This is a genomic window from Streptococcus sp. 29896, from assembly GCF_032594915.1.
GTDB classification, from domain to species: Bacteria; Bacillota; Bacilli; order Lactobacillales; family Streptococcaceae; genus Streptococcus; species Streptococcus suivaginalis.
In genome coordinates this window covers 138,253-156,412 of sequence record NZ_CP118733.1, presented here as the reverse complement: position 1 = coordinate 156,412, position 18,160 = coordinate 138,253, and the positions used below count along the sequence as shown (strand labels likewise).

General features: G+C 45.3%; 21 protein-coding genes. 9 read left to right on the top strand and 12 right to left on the bottom strand.

Features of this window, described 5'->3' with window-relative positions; translation table 11 throughout:
- Positions 1-34: 34 nt before the first annotated feature.
- Positions 35-820 carry an L-threonylcarbamoyladenylate synthase gene (locus tag PXH68_RS00880; RefSeq protein ID WP_248028538.1) on the top strand — a complete coding sequence of 262 codons (786 nt, stop codon included), beginning with the start codon at positions 35-37 and terminating at the stop codon, positions 818-820.
- A gap of 28 nt (positions 821-848) precedes the next feature.
- Positions 849-1,403: a GNAT family N-acetyltransferase gene (locus tag PXH68_RS00875; RefSeq protein WP_248028537.1), complete on the top strand. Its 555-nt coding sequence runs from the start codon at positions 849-851 to the stop codon at positions 1,401-1,403.
- A gap of 543 nt (positions 1,404-1,946) precedes the next feature.
- Here the strand turns inward: PXH68_RS00875 and PXH68_RS00870 are convergent.
- Both PXH68_RS00870 and PXH68_RS00865 read right to left on the bottom strand, forming a co-directional pair.
- Positions 1,947-2,441 (bottom strand): DUF536 domain-containing protein, encoded by a 495-nt coding sequence (locus PXH68_RS00870; RefSeq protein ID WP_158456022.1) that lies wholly within the window; start codon positions 2,439-2,441, stop codon positions 1,947-1,949.
- 125 nt (positions 2,442-2,566) lie between these two features.
- Positions 2,567-2,767 carry a cold-shock protein gene (locus tag PXH68_RS00865; protein ID WP_105122269.1) on the bottom strand — a complete coding sequence of 67 codons (201 nt, stop codon included), beginning with the start codon at positions 2,765-2,767 and terminating at the stop codon, positions 2,567-2,569.
- Positions 2,768-2,937: 170 nt separating this feature from the next.
- Here PXH68_RS00865 and PXH68_RS00860 point away from each other — a divergent pair, with 170 nt between their 5' ends.
- From PXH68_RS00860 to PXH68_RS00850, 3 genes are all read left to right on the top strand, one after another.
- Positions 2,938-4,110, top strand: a complete 1,173-nt coding sequence (locus PXH68_RS00860) for a BaiN/RdsA family NAD(P)/FAD-dependent oxidoreductase (RefSeq protein ID WP_248028536.1) — start codon at positions 2,938-2,940, stop codon at positions 4,108-4,110.
- Between the two features lie 99 nt (positions 4,111-4,209).
- On the top strand, positions 4,210-4,908 hold the full coding sequence (locus tag PXH68_RS00855) for an ABC transporter ATP-binding protein (protein ID WP_248028535.1): 699 nt from the start codon (positions 4,210-4,212) through the stop codon (positions 4,906-4,908).
- A 9-nt stretch (positions 4,909-4,917) separates the two neighbouring features.
- Complete coding sequence (locus PXH68_RS00850) at positions 4,918-6,540, top strand: hypothetical protein (protein WP_248028534.1); 1,623 nt, start codon at positions 4,918-4,920, stop codon at positions 6,538-6,540.
- Here PXH68_RS00850 and PXH68_RS09860 read toward each other — a convergent pair.
- Complete coding sequence (locus PXH68_RS09860) at positions 6,524-6,736, bottom strand: family 1 glycosylhydrolase (RefSeq protein ID WP_398582965.1); 213 nt, start codon at positions 6,734-6,736, stop codon at positions 6,524-6,526. The two genes, PXH68_RS00850 and PXH68_RS09860, sit on opposite strands and share 17 nt — an antisense overlap.
- Positions 6,737-6,830: 94 nt before the next feature.
- Here PXH68_RS09860 and PXH68_RS00840 point away from each other — a divergent pair, with 94 nt between their 5' ends.
- Entirely contained in the window at positions 6,831-7,274 is a 444-nt protein-coding gene (locus PXH68_RS00840) for a MarR family winged helix-turn-helix transcriptional regulator (protein ID WP_248028533.1), read from the top strand.
- Positions 7,264-7,722: a GNAT family N-acetyltransferase gene (locus tag PXH68_RS00835; protein ID WP_029171639.1), complete on the top strand. Its 459-nt coding sequence runs from the start codon at positions 7,264-7,266 to the stop codon at positions 7,720-7,722. Before PXH68_RS00840 ends, PXH68_RS00835 begins: the two co-directional genes overlap by 11 nt.
- Positions 7,723-7,799: 77 nt before the next feature.
- On the opposite strand, the gene PXH68_RS00830 is transcribed toward PXH68_RS00835, so the two are convergent.
- The 7 genes from PXH68_RS00830 to tsaB form a co-directional block, all read right to left on the bottom strand.
- A protein-coding gene (locus PXH68_RS00830) for an IS3 family transposase (protein ID WP_316715559.1) occupies positions 7,800-9,151 on the bottom strand; the annotation gives its coding sequence in 2 pieces (ribosomal slippage) (positions 7,800-8,695 and positions 8,695-9,151; 1,353 coding nt in all).
- A 78-nt stretch (positions 9,152-9,229) separates the two neighbouring features.
- Positions 9,230-10,252: a YeiH family protein gene (locus PXH68_RS00825; protein WP_248028900.1), complete on the bottom strand. Its 1,023-nt coding sequence runs from the start codon at positions 10,250-10,252 to the stop codon at positions 9,230-9,232.
- Between the two features lie 9 nt (positions 10,253-10,261).
- Positions 10,262-10,585: an AzlD domain-containing protein gene (locus PXH68_RS00820; protein ID WP_029186940.1), complete on the bottom strand. Its 324-nt coding sequence runs from the start codon at positions 10,583-10,585 to the stop codon at positions 10,262-10,264.
- On the bottom strand, positions 10,572-11,273 hold the full coding sequence (locus PXH68_RS00815; RefSeq protein ID WP_248028901.1) for an AzlC family ABC transporter permease: 702 nt from the start codon (positions 11,271-11,273) through the stop codon (positions 10,572-10,574). The genes PXH68_RS00820 and PXH68_RS00815 overlap by 14 nt, the downstream gene beginning before the upstream one ends.
- Before the next feature lie 522 nt (positions 11,274-11,795).
- The gene (gene tsaD, locus PXH68_RS00810) at positions 11,796-12,803 is read right to left on the bottom strand and encodes a tRNA (adenosine(37)-N6)-threonylcarbamoyltransferase complex transferase subunit TsaD (RefSeq protein ID WP_248028902.1); all 1,008 of its coding nucleotides are present in this window, start codon (positions 12,801-12,803) and stop codon (positions 11,796-11,798) included.
- A complete protein-coding gene (gene rimI, locus PXH68_RS00805) occupies positions 12,793-13,233 on the bottom strand; it encodes a ribosomal protein S18-alanine N-acetyltransferase (protein WP_248028905.1) in 441 nt (146 codons plus the stop codon). The genes tsaD and rimI overlap by 11 nt, the downstream gene beginning before the upstream one ends.
- On the bottom strand, positions 13,230-13,913 hold the full coding sequence (tsaB, locus tag PXH68_RS00800; protein WP_248028909.1) for a tRNA (adenosine(37)-N6)-threonylcarbamoyltransferase complex dimerization subunit type 1 TsaB: 684 nt from the start codon (positions 13,911-13,913) through the stop codon (positions 13,230-13,232). The genes rimI and tsaB overlap by 4 nt, the downstream gene beginning before the upstream one ends.
- 447 nt (positions 13,914-14,360) lie before the next feature.
- Between tsaB and PXH68_RS00795 the strand changes: the two genes are divergently transcribed.
- Together PXH68_RS00795 and rnjA are read left to right on the top strand one after the other, a co-directional pair.
- Positions 14,361-14,591: a DNA-dependent RNA polymerase subunit epsilon gene (locus PXH68_RS00795; protein ID WP_248028910.1), complete on the top strand. Its 231-nt coding sequence runs from the start codon at positions 14,361-14,363 to the stop codon at positions 14,589-14,591.
- A 3-nt stretch (positions 14,592-14,594) separates the two neighbouring features.
- The gene (gene rnjA / locus PXH68_RS00790; RefSeq protein WP_248028911.1) at positions 14,595-16,274 is read left to right on the top strand and encodes a ribonuclease J1; all 1,680 of its coding nucleotides are present in this window, start codon (positions 14,595-14,597) and stop codon (positions 16,272-16,274) included.
- Positions 16,275-16,327: 53 nt separating this feature from the next.
- Here the strand turns inward: rnjA and PXH68_RS00785 are convergent, their stop codons facing one another.
- On the bottom strand, positions 16,328-16,720 hold the full coding sequence (locus PXH68_RS00785; RefSeq protein WP_248028912.1) for a GNAT family N-acetyltransferase: 393 nt from the start codon (positions 16,718-16,720) through the stop codon (positions 16,328-16,330).
- Between the two features lie 83 nt (positions 16,721-16,803).
- Entirely contained in the window at positions 16,804-18,150 is a 1,347-nt protein-coding gene (gene glnA / locus PXH68_RS00780; RefSeq protein ID WP_248028914.1) for a type I glutamate--ammonia ligase, read from the bottom strand.
- Positions 18,151-18,160: the final 10 nt, after the last annotated feature.

Genomic DNA, 18,160 nt, shown 5'->3' with positions numbered 1-18,160 from the left:
TTGAATTATCTGACAATTTAAAAGGAGCCAATTTATGACAAAACAAATTCATTGGGATGGCCAACTTTCACAAGAAGGCCTTGATATTATCAAAGGGGAAGGCGGCGTTATCGTTTGCCCGACTAAGGTAGGCTACATCATCATGACCGCAGATAAGGCCGGTTTGGAACGCAAGTTTGACGCAAAAGAGCGCAAGCGCAATAAACCAGGTGTCGTTCTCTGTGGTAGTATGGAAGAGTTGCGTGAATTGGCCCAGTTGACTCCTGAGATTGATGCTTTCTACCAAACCCACTGGGATCAGGATATCCTGCTAGGCTGTATCCTTCCGTGGAAGCCAGAAGCCTACGAAAGGCTCCAAGCCTATGGAGATGGGCGTGAGGAATTGATGACCGATACTCGCAAAACCTCTTGCTTTGTCATCAAGTTTGGTGTAGCTGGTGAGCAAATCGCCAAGGAAATGTGGGAAAAAGAGGGACGTATGGTCTATGCTTCTTCTGCTAACCCATCTGGCAAGGGAAATCGTGGCAAGGTAGAAGGAATTGGCGAGCGCATCGCTTCTAAGGTTGACTTGGTGATTGAGGCGGATGACTATGTCGCTTCAATCCAACCTGATAAAACGATTGAAACCCGCTATGAGCAAGGGGTTATGGTGTCCATGGTTGATAAGGATGGTAAACTTATTCCAGAACAAGGTCCTGCCAGCCGCTCTATCAGCCCTTGTCCAGTCGTGATTCGCAAGGGATTGGACATCGATAAAATCATGATGAATCTTTCTGATCATTTCAACTCTTGGGATTACCGCCAAGGAGAATACTACTAGTCACGCTTTTGTTGTGAGGAAGCACAAGATGCCAACTATCACTCTACAGCCATTTACAACTGATCGACTCCATCGCTTGTGGGAAATCGGCTATCGCCAAGCTGCTCCACGCTGGAAGGAATTTGCAGCTCCCTATTTTGATGACTACCATGCTTATGCTCGCTTTGAAGACTTTCAAGCAGCCCCACTCTACCAGTGGTTACAAAAAGAGGCCGTTAGAGCCATTCTCCTGGATGACCAGCCGATTGGCTTTGTAAGCTATTACTGGGAATGCCAGCCAACACGCTGGCTAGAAGTCGGGATCGAAATCCATGACGACAGTATCTGGGGAAAAGGGTATGGGACAACTGCCCTCAAAATTTGGCTCAACATGATTTTTGACCAATTTCGCGATTTAGAACACATTGGTCTCACAACCTGGTCCGGCAATCCTGGCATGATGCGTGCCGCTGAAAAGCTAGGCATGACCAAGGAAGCCCAGATTCGAAAAGTCCGCTATTGGCAAGGTCACTACTACGATTCCGTCAAATATGGAATCATACGAGAGGAATGGCTAGAACAAAAGAAAAAATCAAGTTCCTAATTTGGAACTTGATTTTTTCGCATTTCCAACCTCAGGCTGAAACAATCTAGTCCCAGACTGAACCTCGCTTTCCGGTTTCTGGGCTCAGGCTGAAACAGTCTAGCCCCAGACTGAACCTCGCTCTCCGGTTTCTGGGCTCGAGCTGAAACAGTCTAGCCCCAGACTGAACCTCGCTCTCCGGTTTCTGGGCTCAGGCTGAAACAGTCGAGCCCCTGACTGAACCTCGCTCTCCGGTTTCTGGGCTCGGGCTGAAACAGTCTAGCCCCAGACTGAACCTCGCTCTCCGGTTTCTGGGCTCGGGCTGAAACAGTCTAGCCCCAGACTGTTTCACTCCCCCAGACCTGATTCGCTTTCTAATTTTCAAGCTCATGATAAAAAGGTCCACTGGACCTTAATTCGCTTTCTAAATTTCAAGCTCATGATAAAAAGGTCCCCCGGACCTTAATTCGCTTTCTAAATTTCAAGCTCATGATAAAAAGGTCCACTGGACCTGATTCGCTTTCTAAATTTCAAGCTCATGATAAAAAGGTCCACCGGACCTTTTTATTTACCAAACAATCTTGCGAAAAAGCCTTTCGCTTTGACTTCTTCTACGTGTGCCTTGGCTTCTTCCAATTCTAATTTTAATACGTCCTTGTCTGCCATGGCTTTCAAGGTGAGTTGCTGTTGCTGGTCTAATTGCTTGTCTTTCTCTGCAATTTGGACATCCTTAATTCGCAACTGCTCATCTTTTTCTGCAATCTGCTTGTCCTTGGCCAAGATTTGATCGTAGAGTCGGATGATTTCATCATTTTTTTCATCAATCCGAATCTCTAAAATCTCGCGTTGGCGGACTTCGTCACTGACTGGCTCATCTTCAAAAATCGTTGTCTTGTAGATTTCTTCAAGTTTCACCAAACCAGCGCGATTGACAACTGTGACACCCTTGTCATTTTTTTCCACGTATTCCTCTGGCAAAGATTTCACACGGTTATTCATGGCCTGTCGGCTAACTCCTAAGATCTCAGCTAATTCGCTGACCGTTTTCTCAATTCCCATAATTTCCTCAATTATATGTTCATTTTCTCATTTGTCTGTATCATTAAAATATTACCACAAGAGGAGTTTGCTGTCAAATTTACCAAAACGAATAAGGAAAAAGCCCTCCAAAGGAGGGCAATTTTTTACAGTTTGACGATGTTGCTTGCCTGAGGGCCACGTTGACCTTCTGTCACATCAAAAGTCACTTTTTGACCTTCATCCAATGATTTAAAACCATTGGTTTGAATTTCTGAAAAGTGTGCAAATACATCTGGTCCGTTTTCCTGAGCGATGAAGCCGAAGCCCTTCTCAGCGTTGAACCATTTTACTGTTCCTTGTGCCATGTCACTACTTCCTTTCTCTAGATTTGTAAAACTAGAAAGGGTAAAGCAGGTGAAACACAAACAAAACTCAAAAACTAATCTACCTGCCTACTCTAACAGGAAAGGTGGACAAAGTCAAGGAGGAGCCTTCATTTTGAAAAACTTTCCTGAATTTGTGTTACAATAAAGCTATGAATACAGTAGATACCATTATTATCGGAGCGGGGCCAGCCGGCATGATGGCCGCTATTTCTTCTAGTTTTTACGGCAAGAAGACCCTGCTCCTCGAAAAAAACAAGCGTTTGGGCAAGAAACTGTCTGGTACAGGTGGCGGACGTTGCAATGTGACCAACAACGGCACCTTGGAAGACCTGCTAGCTGGCATTCCTGGAAATGGCCGCTTTCTATACAGCGTCTTTTCTCAGTTTGACAACCATGACATCATGAATTTCTTTCAGGAAAACGGGGTCAAGCTCAAAGTGGAGGACCACGGCCGTGTCTTTCCGACCACCGACCGTTCCCAAACCATTATCAAGTGCCTGGAAATGAAGATGCTGGAAAATGGCGTGGACATCCGCACAGGAACTGAGGTGGTTTCCGTCCGCAAGATTGACGACCTCTTCCATGTCAAGACCAGCGAGGAGACCTTTACAGCTCCCCAGCTGATTGTCACCACTGGTGGCAAGACCTATCCTTCCACTGGCTCGACTGGCTTTGGTCACGACATTGCCCGCCACTTCAAACTGGAAGTCACGGAGATTGAGGCCGCTGAGAGCCCCGTTCTGACCGACTTCCCCCACAAGAAGCTCCAAGGCATTTCCCTGGACGACGTCACTCTGACCTACGGCAAGCACGTCATCACCCACGACCTGCTCTTTACCCACTTTGGCCTGTCGGGACCCGCTGCCCTTCGCTTGTCCAGTTTTGTCAAAGGCGGCGAAACCGCATTTCTCGATGCTCTGCCAATCCATTCTGAACAGGATTTATTTGAACATTTAGAAGCCAACAGGGAAAAATCCGTCAAGAATGCCCTGCGAGAACTCATGCCAGACCGCCTAGCAGACTTTTTCGCTGAAGATTATGAGGGCAAGGTCAAACAAGTTTCTCAAAAGGACCTGACTGAACTGGTCACCCTCCTCAAAGCCTTACCTATCAAGATTACAGGCAAGATGTCCCTAGCCAAATCCTTTGTGACCAAGGGTGGCGTTGACCTCAAGGAAATCAATCCAAAAACCTTGGAAAGCAAGAAAATTCCTGGCCTTCACTTTGCCGGTGAAGTCTTGGACATCAACGCACACACCGGTGGCTTTAACATTACCTACTGTCTTGCAACTGGCTGGGTGGCAGGAAGTTTACATTATTAATAGATTAAAAACCACAACATTCAAGCAAAATTATGCTTGAATTTTTTTGTTCTTTTCTGTATGATATATTTATAACAATATAACAAAAGGAGATTGGCTATGCAACTGAAACTTTCTTCTATTTCTAAAAAATTTGATCACAAGATTATTCTAGAGGATGCCAGTTTTCAATTTGAACAAGGCAAGATTTACGGCTTGCTAGGACGCAACGGGGCTGGTAAGACAACCTTGTTTAACTGCATTGCCCGTAATCTGACCTTGGATAGTGGCTCGATTCAGTTTGTAAAAGGCGAAGAAACATTTGACTACGATAATATGGACATCGGTTTTACCCAGACCTATCCACAATTACCTGCTTTTATGACGGCCTATGAGTTTGTCCGTTTCTATATGGACATTCACAAGGATAAACTCAAATCTCCTCGCAGTCCAGAAGAATGGCTAAACTTGGTCGGCATCGGAGAAGAAGACCAGCACCGTCTGCTCAAGGATTTTTCCCACGGTATGCAGAACAAGGTCCAGTTACTTCTGTCTTTGATTGTCCAGCCACCTGTCCTTCTCTTGGATGAGCCCCTGACTTCATTTGACCCTGTGGCTGCCCACGAGTTTAAGCAGCTAATTCGGGAGGCTAAGAAGGATTCCGTCATTATATTTTCCACCCATATCTTACAACTGGCTCAGGATCTCTGTGACGAGATTGTTTTGCTCCATCACCAAGAATTGCAGGCAGTTCCAAGCGACAAACTCCACGACCCTGACTTTGAACAGGAAGTAGTCGCCTTGCTGACAGTAGATTAGGAGGAGCTTATGGATACACTACTACGCTACTATTGGAACCAGGAGAAATTCAAACTATACCGCAATATCAATGGCCTGTTTTATTTTATCCGCAAAATACCTGGCCTAGGATCTATCCTTCCTGAGACAGTATATAAGTCTTACAACTTTAAAACTATCCTCTTTCTCTTCCTACGGATTTTTTCCCTACCAAGCCGTTTTCTCATAAAAGGTTTCTGGATCCTGCTTCATTTTATTTTCGCCTGCTTTTGGTTGAACCTCCTGTTGACCGGCGAACCATCTTTGGTCCATATCCATCCCGACACCTGGCTTTTGGGTTTTCTGCTCCTTTGCCTCTCCGTCGGTTTTATCAATCGCTTCAGCCAGAGCTTCCAACCCTTCATAAACAAGTCTGATAGGGAGTTCATGCAGCAGTTTAGGCTGTCACATGCCCAGTTTATCCAAAGCCAACTCTTTGTTGAGCCCATCTTGACTAGTCTTTACTACCTTCCAGCCTTGTTGGTTTATTGTGTGCTCACCAAAAACCTCCTCTATTTACCAGTCGGCTTACTGATTGTCCCTAGTGGTCATTTTAGTGGACAGGCACTCAATCGCCTTCTCTTCAATCGAAAAATCTATTTCAAACAACATTCCTGGCCAGTCTGGGCTTCAATCGCAATCGGCTTCGGTAGTTTTTTCTTGTTGATTCTCTTCCGAGATAGCCTCTCAACCAGCCTCTTGATTCCGATTTTTATCAGCCAACTGATCTTGACCTGGCTGGGTTTTCGGTATATCCAAGGCCAAACCAACCACCTAAACTATCTTCAATACTGTATGGACCAGTCCATGCAGCTGGATCAAAAAATCTTTGAGATGACCAAGGGAAATGAATACACCCGACAAGGGTTGCAGATGCAGGCAAAACTCAATGCGGAAACAGGAAAAGACCTGTCCCACCTGTCTGGCATGACCTACCTAAACGCTCTGCTATTTGACCGCTACAAAAAGGTCCTCTATAAGAAGGTACAGAACTGGGTCTTGGCACTAGTAGTCATTTTGGCAGCCCTGGAGGGGATTCGTTACTTTCTAGAGCCGTTTACCTTTGCGGAAGACTACTTGCTCCAATTCTTACCGCTTTCCTTCATGATTATGTATGTAGCTTCGTCAGGCAAAGTGGTGGCTCAGATGGTCTTTGTTAACTGCGATATTTCCATGCTTCACTATCCTTTTTATCGTGAGGCTAAGACCATTATCGCTGGTTTTAACTACCGATTTCTGCAAACCTGCAAACTCAATCTCATCTTTGCGACCAGCCTCTTTTTGGTAATCCTGATCCTGTGGCGGTTTGCTCTCAGCTGGGAAACCATTCTTCTGACCGCCCTACTTCTGCTGAGTTTGACAGCTCTCTTTTCCTTCCACGACCTTTTTATCTACTACATCCTCCAGCCCTTTACAAAGGATATGGAGGTTGTCAACCCAGTCTATAAATTCCTCAGTGGTGCTCTCTACTGGGTGGCCTACCTCAACACCCAGCTGGACCTAGGCAGTCACTTGTACATCCTACTCATTTCCCTGGCTATGATTGCCTATGTCAGCATAGGTTACTGGATTTTGCTGAAAAAAGCTCCGCGGACTTTTAGATTGAAAGCATAAAAACTGCCTTCCCATAACGGGAGGCAGTTTTCTTTGGCTCTGTCTCGAAGCCTGTTGGAAAAATCCGTGACCAAGCAATCGAGGTACAAAAAGCCTTGAAACCAAGGTCAATAAATATGGCAATATCTTCCGTATAGCGAAAGAACAAGGCCAGATAAAATAAGTCAATCTGTATCTGATAAAAAATGGTATACAATAAAAACTCCCAAAGATAGTTGCTAGAAACAACTATTTTTGATATACTGTTAAAAAATTAGTTTCATTTAGCAACTAAATGCCAGAGGTGTCTATTGGAAAATTTAATTATACAACTACGACAGTTTAACCGCTCTTACCTGCCTGTTTTTCATTTGCTTGGAAACAAATACCTAGGGGAACGCTACAATCTTACTGAAGTTCGGATATTATTTGAAATCTATGAGAACTCAGGCTGTACTGCCTCTTTCATTAGCCATTCTCTCCAATTGGACAAAGGCTACATCAGTAAAATTCTCAAACAGTTTCAAACATCAGACTACATCATTAAAAAAATAAGCCAAATCGATGGACGTCAACACAGTCTATTTCTGACGAAAATAGGACTAGCTGCTGTTGAGTCATATATCAACAAAGCAAATCAGCAAATTACTGAACAATTGAGCCATTTGACCCCTCAACAACGTTCCGAATTTCAAGAAGCAATTGAAACACTTATCCCCCTCATAAAAGAAATGGAGAAGAAAAATGAACATTGAAACCTATAAACCTGAATACAAGGAAGCATTTATTGCTATGAACCTCGCCTGGATAGAAGAAATGTTTCAAGTAGAAGATGAAGATCGTATGGTCCTAGGAAGCATTGAAGAGCGTCTTGCAAATGGTGGGGAGATTTTCTTCGCCATCAATGATGAAGGCGAGATTATGGCATCTTGTATGGTTGCACCACTCCCATCCGGTGAGTGGGAAATTGAAAAATTTGCTGCCAAAAAAGAATTTGCTGGTCAAGGGGCTGGCAAGGCTTGTTTGCAAGCTTGCATGGATTTTATTAAGGAGAAACAGATTCAAAAAGTGATTATCGTTTCGAATCGAAAATGTGTGTCCGCCATCCATCTGTATAGAAAATTTGGTTTTATCGAAATTCCAGTTGACAAAAACAAATTCCCTTATGAACGTGCAGACATTGCTTTTGAACAATATTTCTAATAACTTAAAAGAACAAGATCAAGCAGACAAAAAATCCTAGTACCATGTACTGACCCCAAAAAGTTAGATAAAAAATATTAGTGAAAGGATTTAGTTCTGTACTGAACAGGACTAAGTCCTTTTAGTTTTGCTTTAATGCGTTTATTGTTGTAGTAAAAAATATAATCAGTGATAGCTTGCTCTAGTTGATCGAGAGACTTGAAAGTCTTCTCAAATCCGTAAAACATTTCTGTTTTCAATATGCCAAAGAAGGACTCCATCATACCATTATCCGTGCTAGTTCCCTTGCGAGACATGGAAGGACGTATAACTTTACTGTCAAGAAAATGATGGTAGGCTTCGTGTTGGTATTGCCAACCTTGGTCACTATGGAGAATGGTATTTGGGTAAGTTTCCTCAGGAAAGGCCTTCTCAAGCATGGACTTAACTTGCATGAGATTAGGTGAGCGGGACAAGGTAAAATCAATAATTTCGCTATTATAGCCATCCAGAACAGGTGACAGATAGAGTTTTTCAGAACAATTTGGCAGAGCGAACTCCGTCACATCTGTATAGCACTTCTCAAAAGGCTTAGTCCCTTCAAAGGCTCTCTCAATGAGATTAGGAGCTTTCTTGCCCACATCCCCCTTGTAAGACTTGTATTTCTTACATCGGCGAATACGAGCTGATAAGCCTAGTTCTTTCATCAGCCGTTGTACTTTCTTATGATTGATAGAAAATCCACGATTTCTTAACTCAAGGTGAATGCGACGGTAACCATAGTTTCCCTTATGTTCATCATAAATAGCTTGAATTTCAACTTTTAAGTCCTTGTCTTTATCCGGTTTGTCCATTTGTTTGACGTGATAGTAATAGGTAGAAGGAACTAATTGGGAAATAGTCAGAAGGATGTCTAGTCGGAATCCTTCTTCGACCATCTCTCTAACTGTTTGAGTCTTTCTTGCTCTCTGGCTTCGTCCCTTAAACGAAGCTCCCTCAACTTTTTTAGGTAAGCTACCTCAGTGCGTAAGCGTTCATTTTCCTCCTGAAGTCTCTCCAACTCCGTCATCTCTTCCCAGGTTTTCTTTGATTTACGCCCCATTTTTGGTGGCCTCCCTCTTGTTTTCTCAACAATAGTATACCCGTTTTTCTTGTATTGTGCTATCCAGTTTGAAAGGGTTCCACGATTTGGCAAGGCATAATCAAGTGAGACGGAGAGAGCTGACTGCTTATTAAGAAGTACTTTGTCAATCATTTCTTGCTTTAATTCTGGGGAATAGTAGTTATTGTTCTCTTTTTTAACAATACTTAAGCCATATCTCTCAATCAATCGAATCATATATTTAATACCAGATTGAGCAATACCGAACTGTTTTGACAAGGAATTGAGGGAGTTACCATTTTGACGTAACTCATAAATTTGGACTTTGTCTTCATAACTTAATTTCATAAAAATAGCACCCCATAAGTTAGATTTTTTCATTCTAACTTTTGGGGTGCGGTTCACCAACTAGGATTTTTCTATTTTTTACCAAATTCCCAAGATTGCCTGCCAAACCAATGTCAGCAGGGTCACACCTAGCCAACAAACTAGTCCGACAAAAAGAGCAGCTCTGCCATTTTTCACCAAAGCAAATACATTGGTCCGCAAGCCAATGGCTGTCATGGCCATGCAAATAAGAAACTTAGATAGGGTTTTGAGCGGAGTAAAAACCGCCGCACCCAATCCAAAGTGACCTGCAAGACTTGTCACCAAACTGGCTAGGATAAAATAGAGGATAAAGGTTGGAAAACCTGCCAAGAGCGTACTTTTGTCTGCCTGAACTCCCTTCCCTCGAGCCTGCCATATCGCCAACACCGTCGTAATGGGAATAATAGCCAGAGTTCGTGTCAACTTGACTGTCACAGCCGTGTCCAAGGTCTGACTGCCCAGGCCGTAAAGGCTATCCCAGGTGGCTGCTGTCGCTGTGACCGACGAGGTGTCATTGACCGCTGTTCCGGCGAAGAGCCCAAAGGCTTGACCCGAATCGGTCGAAAAACCAAGCCAGGTCGCCAAAGTTGGAAAGACCAGGGCCGCCAAGACATTAAAGAGAAAGATGACCGAGATAGCCTGTGCCACATCTTCATCATCTGCCTGAATAATGGGAGCCGTCGCCGCAATAGCAGAGCCGCCACAGATAGAGGTCCCTACACCAATCAAGGTCGCCAGATGAGATGAAATGGGCAAGATTTTCCACATCAGAAATGCCAAAAACAAGGCAAAACTAATTGTTGACAGAATAATTGGTAGAGATTGGCGACCGACTGCAAGGACCGCAGATAGATTCAAACCAAATCCCAAACAAATCACAGCATACTGCAAAATCTTCTTAGAGGTAAAGGTCAAACCTGACTGAAAGGCATTCTTCCTTGAAATGTAAGAATGCAAGCTCATCCCGATTAGAAGGGCAAAAACAGGCCCACCAACTAGTGAAACCCAACTTCCTAAGCACTGGCTGATTGCAGCTAAGACCAGACACAATCCGATACCTCTGGCATTTTCCTTAACCATAAGCCCCTCCTAGAAAATCAAGCGGAGAGCAGCTGTCGTCAAGACACCAACCACTACTGCGAGGAGGATATTTTTGGTCCTCAGGACCACCAAAAAGGTCGGAATGAGGGCCAAACTTTCGACGGGAAGAAGGCTGGGAAGGGAGCCCACCTTTTCGTCCATGATGCTAGACAGGGTCAGAGCAAAGATAATGGTGATGGGTAGAAAGCTGAGAAATTTCACCAACTTTGGAGGCAGGGATTTGTTCTGCGTCAGTACAAAAGGTAGGACGCGTGGCACCCAGGTCACCAGGGCCGCCGCCAGAATAATCAGTAGAATACTAGTTTTTATCATCAATCATCACCCCCACAAAACAACCCAAAAGCGTCGCCAGAAGTACCGCCACATAAGACGACACTAGCACAGACAGACCGACATAGGCTAGACCAACCGCCAGCAAAATCAAGCCGATTTTTTTCAAAGGAACAGTCCGAGCCATAGCCTCCAACTGACCTGAGAAAATGCCGACAAACATGGCAACCAAGGCAAAATCCAAGCCAAACTGCTCGGGATTTGGAATCAAACCTCCGATGAGATTGCCCAGAGTGGTAAAGATAACCCAAGAAGCATAGCCAGCAAAGTTGTTGCCGTACATCCAGCTAGGGGCAATCTGCTTTTCCTCAATGTGTTTCCGCAAGAGAACCGCATAGGATTCATCTGTTAAAAATGAGCCAATCAAGATGTTGGAGCCCAGCCTATTCCCCTGAAAAATGGTCGTCGTATGCAGGCACATGAGAAAATTCCTCAGGTTGACAAAGAAAACCGTCACCGCAATCGACAACAAGGGGGCACCTGCCAAAATCATGGCACACATGACAAATTGGGCACTCCCTGCATAGACCAAGAGGCTCATCAAAGCCATCTCCACCGCAGAAATGCCTGAATTGACCGATACCACTCCACAGGCTAGACCGATACTGGCATAGCCCAGAGCTGTGGGAATAGCATCCCGCAAACCCTCACGAAAGTCCACTTCTTTCATCTTCTCTCCTTTGAATAGCAAGTTATAGTCGAATGAATTAGCTTTCAGACAAGGAACTGAGGTGCAGGCTGTACTAGAGTACGGCAAGCCGAAAGTGACGATGTATCAAAGCTAATTCAAATGACTATATATCATTCTAGTATAGAGGACCAGCCCCCCTCCGTCAATAGAAAAAGAGGCTGGACAGACAGTCCAGCCTCGCTTCTCAGTGTTCGTGTCAACATCTCAGCGCAGTGGTTGATTGGCTTTAACAGTCCAGTGGACTGTTAAAGGTTGGAGATAAGATTTGCAAAGCAAATCTCAGCAATTCGTGTCTCACACTCCAAATCTGACCTCTACGACTGATGCGAACAGAGTTCGCTTCATTTCCAACCTCCAACAGTCACTACTCTGACTGTTGGAGCTGTGCGGGGGTGGGAGTGAAACAGTCTGGGGATAGACTGTTTCAGCTCAACAACTAGAAATAAAGACTTGTTGACGAACTCTTTTTAGACTGGTCGAGTTCTTTCCCACTCCCCCTTCTTACAAATTTTCAAAAGCTAGACTTGGTTTGGCATTCAAATCCCAACCAGCAAAGTTTTCTTTGTTGTATTCACTAACGGCTGCCAAGGCAATCATACCAGCATTGTCACCGCAGAGGCGAAGCGGGGGAATGATAACCTCCACATCGGTGATTTCAGCTGCCAACCGCTCTCGCAAGCCCTGATTGGCTGCTACACCGCCCGCTACGACCAAGGTTTTAACAGGGTATTGCTCCAAGGCCTTCTTGGTCTTAGCCATGAGAATGTCCATAACACAGGCTTGGAAAGAGGCTGACAGGTCCGCATTGGACAAGGTTTCCCCTTTCTGCTGGGCATTGTGGTAGAGGTTGATAAAGGCGGATTTCAAACCTGAGAAAGAAAATTCCAGATTATCCTCTTTTATCATAGCGCGAGGGAAATCATAGATATCCTGCCCCTCATGTGCCAACTCATCGATGACACGACCAGCTGGATAGGGCAGTCCCATGACCCGCCCCACCTTATCGTAGGCTTCGCCGACCGCATCATCTCGCGTTTCACCGACAATCTTGTAGTCGCCCGCCTCCGACACATAGACCAATTCCGTGTGTCCACCGCTGACCAAGAGGGCCAAGAGGGGAAATTCCAATTCCTTAACCACCCGTGCCGCCATTAAATGCCCTGCCATGTGGTTGACAGGAATGAGCGGCAGACCATTGGCCCAGGCAAAGGCCTTTGCAGCCGAAATCCCGACCAGCAAGGCACCGACCAAGCCAGGCCCATAGGTCACAGCCACAGCCGTCAAGTCCTCTGCCGTCACCTCCGCCTCCAGCAAAGCCTCCTCGATACAGGCCGTAATCACTTCCACATGGTGACGGCTAGCCACCTCGGGCACCACCCCACCAAACCGCTGGTGGCTGGCAATCTGGCTGGCAATGACATTGGACAAAAGCTCCGCCTCATTTCGCAAAACAGCCACCGAGGTCTCGTCACAGGAGGTCTCAATCGCCAAAATCAATCTATCTTTCATTCCGTTCTCTCTTCATTAGCACCGCGTCCTCGACAGGATGGCGGTAGTAGTCTTTTCGTTTTCCTATTCTGGTAAAATGCTGGCGTGTATAGAGGGCCTGAGCTGCACTATTGGACTCTCTCACTTCGAGGAAGATGTCCCCATCCCAGTCCATCACAGCAGCCATCAGCTGACTGGCGATTCCCAACCTCTGAAAATCAGCCCTGACAGCAATCTGCAAGATTTCCATCTCATCCAGCACCGTCTGCACGGCCAAAAAACCGACTAGCTCCTGACCCTCATAGGCCAGATAATAGTCCTCATCCTGACTAGACATGCTAGAGGCAATCTGCTCCAGGGTCCATGGAGATTGATCATAGACCGACTGCATAACTGCCAAAACAGCCTCTGCCAGATTTTCCTGACCGTCGTAGTGTTTAATCTCTATCATACACGATTGATATAACTTTCTGAGCCAGCTTGGTTGTCCTTGAGCCAATTTTCCTCTGCCTCTACTCGCTTGAGATAGTTGGGCTCAAAGCTAGTAATATCTACCGCTGGCAAGTCTTGACCAATCACCGCCAGCTGATAGGCAGACGGCAGACTAGCTTGATAGTGGGCAGTCGGCAGAGCTTGTTCAATCTGCTCCATAAAGTTTTCTACTTCTCCGACAAAGGTGATGTTTTCCTTGCCAGACAGGCTAGAAAGCAAATCTTCGAAAGACCAGTAGCGGTCTGCCTCGACTGCTCTGCCATTTTCATAAACACCTGCATAGACGCAGTTACGGCGGGCATCGATGAGGGGGACCACCAGACCCGTCAGGCTAGGCGGAACCAGGGACTGAAGACTGGATAGCCCCACCAAGTCGATCTTGAGGGTGTAGGCCAGGGTCTTGGCAGTCGCCACCGCCACCCGCAGACCCGTGTAGGATCCAGGCCCCTGAGCGACCGCAATCCTATCCAAGTCTTTGGGCGTCCAACCCACCTGTGCCACCAAAAAATCGACCACAGGCATAAGGCTGATGCTATGATTTTTCTTGACGGCCAGCAGAGTTTCCGCCTGCAAACGACCGTCCTCCACCAAGGCAACCGATAGGGCCTGGTTGGAGCTGTCCAAAGCTAGTATTTTCATAAGTTTCTCTTTCTTTACAAGTCTACTCTCTATTGTAAGCTATCTTGGATATTTTTTCAAATAATGAAAAGACTGGGTTGTGCTTTCGAGTAGGTTAATAGATCGAACCGATTTGTCATTCTAGTAAGTCACATCACTATCTGGCAGTTGACAGGCATTTTCTCGGTACAATTGAACTTAGTCTTAGTAATCCCAACACACGCGGAATCTTAACTCACTTCTTTGATTCATCCCCCTCGGAAATGCAGAATTTCTGAAAACCATAACACTTTTCCATTTTCTTACCATCCTCTTTTACCATTAGCCTATTTTATGATATAATGAAGAGTACATTTAGACTGAATAAATTGACAACTCGAGAAAATTGAATAGACATTACCAGACAGACCCAACTGTTTGGGGCTTTTTTCATAGTTGCCAGTCAAAAAGAAAGGATATACCCAACCCATGATTTATAAAGTATTTTACCAAGAAACTAAAACGAGCCCACGCCGCGAGCAAACTCGCTCTCTTTATTTAGAAGTAGAGGCAGCTAGTGAACTCGAAGGCCGTATCATCGCTCGTGAATTGGTGGAAACCAACCGTCCTGAATACAACATCGAGTTCATCGAATTGCTATCAGACAACCATTTGGAGTACGAAAAAGCCCACGCAGATTTCACATTAACGGAGTTCTAATCCATGTCATCAGTAAATCTAAAACCTCATGAAGTTGGCGTTTTCGCCATCGGTGGTTTGGGAGAAATCGGGAAAAATACCTACGGTATCGAGTATAAGGATGAAATTCTCATCGTCGATGCCGGTATCAAGTTCCCAGAAGATGACCTCTTGGGCATTGACTACGTTATCCCAGACTACTCCTATATCGTTGAAAACCTAGACCGCGTTAAGGGACTGGTCATCACGCACGGACACGAAGACCACATCGGAGGCATTCCTTTCTTGCTCAAGCAAGCCAATGTCCCAATCTATGCAGGTCCATTAGCCCTTGCCCTTATCCGTGGCAAATTAGAAGAACACGGACTGCTTCGCGATGCAACCTTGCATGAAATCAACCACAAAACTGAGTTGACTTTCAAGCACCTCAAGGTCAGCTTCTTCCGCACCACCCACTCCATTCCTGAGCCACTCGGTATCGTCATCGATACACCTCAAGGAAAAATCGTCTGTACCGGTGACTTTAAGTTCGACTTCACGCCAGTTGGTGAACCCGCAGACTTGCACCGCATGGCTGCCCTCGGTGAAGAAGGCGTCCTCTGCCTCCTCTCCGACTCGACAAATGCTGAAGTCCCAACCTTTACCAACTCGGAAAAAGTGGTCGGCCAGTCCATCATGAAGCTGATTGAAGGCATTCATGGACGTATCATCTTTGCTTCCTTTGCCTCCAACATCTTCCGTCTGCAACAGGCGGCTGATGCAGCGGTTAAGACCGGACGCAAGATCGCTGTCTTTGGACGCTCCATGGAAAAAGCTATCGTCAATGGTATCGAGCTCGGCTACATCAAGGTACCTAAGGATACCTTCATCGAGCCAAACGAGATCAAAGAATACCCTGCCAGCGAGATCATGATTCTCTGTACAGGTAGCCAGGGTGAACCTATGGCAGCCCTATCCCGCATCGCCCACGGTACCCACCGTCAGGTTCAGCTCCAGCCGGGCGACACGGTTATCTTCTCGTCCAGTCCTATTCCGGGAAATACCACAGGTGTTAACAAACTCATCAATATCTTGATTGAAGCCGGTGTCGATGTCATTCACGGCAAGATCAACAACATCCACACCTCTGGACACGGCGGCCAGCAAGAACAAAAACTCATGCTTCGCCTGATCAAGCCAAAATACTTCATGCCTGTCCATGGCGAATACCGTATGCAAAAAATCCATGCTAGCCTAGCTGTTGATACAGGCGTGCCAAAAGACAATATCTTCATCATGGAAAACGGTGATGTCCTAGCGCTGACCAAGGATTCTGCACGCTTAGCAGGGCACTTCAATGCTCAAGACATCTATGTGGATGGAAACCGTATTGGTGAAATCGGTGCAGCTGTCCTCAAAGACCGCCGTGACCTCTCAGAAGACGGCGTCGTCCTTGCTGTCGCAACCGTTGACTTCAAGTCCAAGATGATTCTAGCAGGTCCAGACATTCTCAGCCGCGGCTTCATCTACATGCGTGAATCCGGAGACTTGATTCGCGAGAGCCAACGCGTCCTTTTCAACGCTATCCGCATCGCTCTTAAAAACAAGGATGCAAACATCCAGACGGTTAACGGCGCCATCGTCAATGCCCTACGACCATTCCTATACGAAAAAACAGAGCGTGAACCAATCATCATCCCAATGATTTTAACGCCTGATCACTAAGAAAGAAGCCTCGGCAACTGCCGAGGCTTCACTTGTTTTCCAATAGGAATACCTTACAACCACTTGATAAAATGATATTTGGAAATTCCTTTTTTCGGCACATCTGTTAGATGAGCATAAATAGAATATCCAGCCTTCAGATAAAAATCCTTAGCCTGATAGGACTTAGTTGACAGTGTGATACTCTTTACTCCATTTTGTCTAGCTTCATTTTCCAAACGAATCAGCAAACGCCTCCCCAATCCTTGACCTTGCTTGTGTTTGACAACCACCAAAGCCTTTACATGAATCGTTTCCAAGGTCTGCTGGGCCTGCAAGACAGCTACTAATTGACCTGCTTCCTCTTCTACCAAAACAATTTCCTGCTGACTAGGAGCAAGGTCTTTCCCTTCTCCAAAAACCACTCTATACTGTTCATCAAATACAGCTTTTACAAATTCATCCATCCACATCGCCTCCAATTTTTTTAATCTATATAAGGGTAGTCTTTTTCAAGCTCGTGAAAAAATGACCCACCAGGGTCATTTTTTTAATACATATCCAAGTAGTTGTCGATTTCCCATTGGGAAACGTAGGTGGCATAGCTTGCCCATTCGATTTTCTTTGCTTCGACAAAGTTGGTGTAAATATGCTCACCCAAGGCTGCTCGAACGACTTCATCTTTACGAAGTGCCTTCAAAGCATTGTGAAGCGTTGAAGGAAGATCTGTAATTCCTGCCTCTCGACGTTCTTCATCAGACATGGCATAGATATTGGATTCAACCGGAGCTGGTGCATCAATTCGATTTTCAATTCCAGACAAACCGACTTCTAAGAGCACTGCCATAGCCAAATATGGGTTTGCTGTTGGGTCAACGGAACGCAACTCCAGGCGAGTGCCCATTCCACGGGATGCAGGTACGCGAACCAGTGGCGAACGGTTCTTTCCAGCCCAAGCAATATAAACAGGGGCTTCAAAACCTGGAACCAAACGCTTGTAAGAGTTAACTGTTGGGTTTGTAATCGCAGTGTAGTTGTAGGCATGATGAATCAAGCCACCAAGGAAATGGTAAGCAGTTTGAGACAGCTGCATACCGCGAGGATCTTCTGGATCAAAGAAGGCATTATTCCCATCCTTATCAAAGAGTGACATGTTACAGTGCATACCTGAACCAGCAATACCAAACTTAGGCTTGGCCATAAATGTCGCATACATACCGTGCTTACGAGCTATTGTTTTAACAACCAATTTAAAAATTTGAATATTATCACAAGCTTTCAATACATCTGCATATTTGAAATCAATTTCATGCTGACCAACCGCAACTTCATGGTGGCTGGCTTCTACTTCAAATCCCATTTCCGTCAAAACATTTACGATTTCACGGCGTGTATTATCTGCCAAATCTGTCGGTGCAAGGTCGAAATAACCACCCTTATCATTTACTTCGAGGGTTGGGTTGCCAAATTCGTCCAATTTGAAGAGGAAGAACTCTGGTTCTGGTCCCAAGTTAAAGGAAGAAAATCCTGCAGCTTCCATATGGCGAAGTGCTTTTTTCAAGTTACCTCGCGGATCCCCTGCAAATGGCTCACCTTCTGTTGTGTAAATATCACAAATCAGGCCAGCCACACGGCCATTCTCATCTCCCCAAGGGAAAATAGTCCATGTATTCAAATCAGGATAAAGATACATATCTGATTCGTTGATACGTACAAAACCTTCAATAGAAGATCCGTCAAACATAGCCTTGTTTGACAAAACCTTATCTACCTGTTCTTCAGTCGCTGGAATTTCAACGTTTTTCATAATACCGAGAATATCGGTAAACATCAATCGAATAAAGGTTACGTTTTTTTCTTGAATGTCGCGTTTGATATCCGCTACTGTAATTGCCATTAGAGTCTCC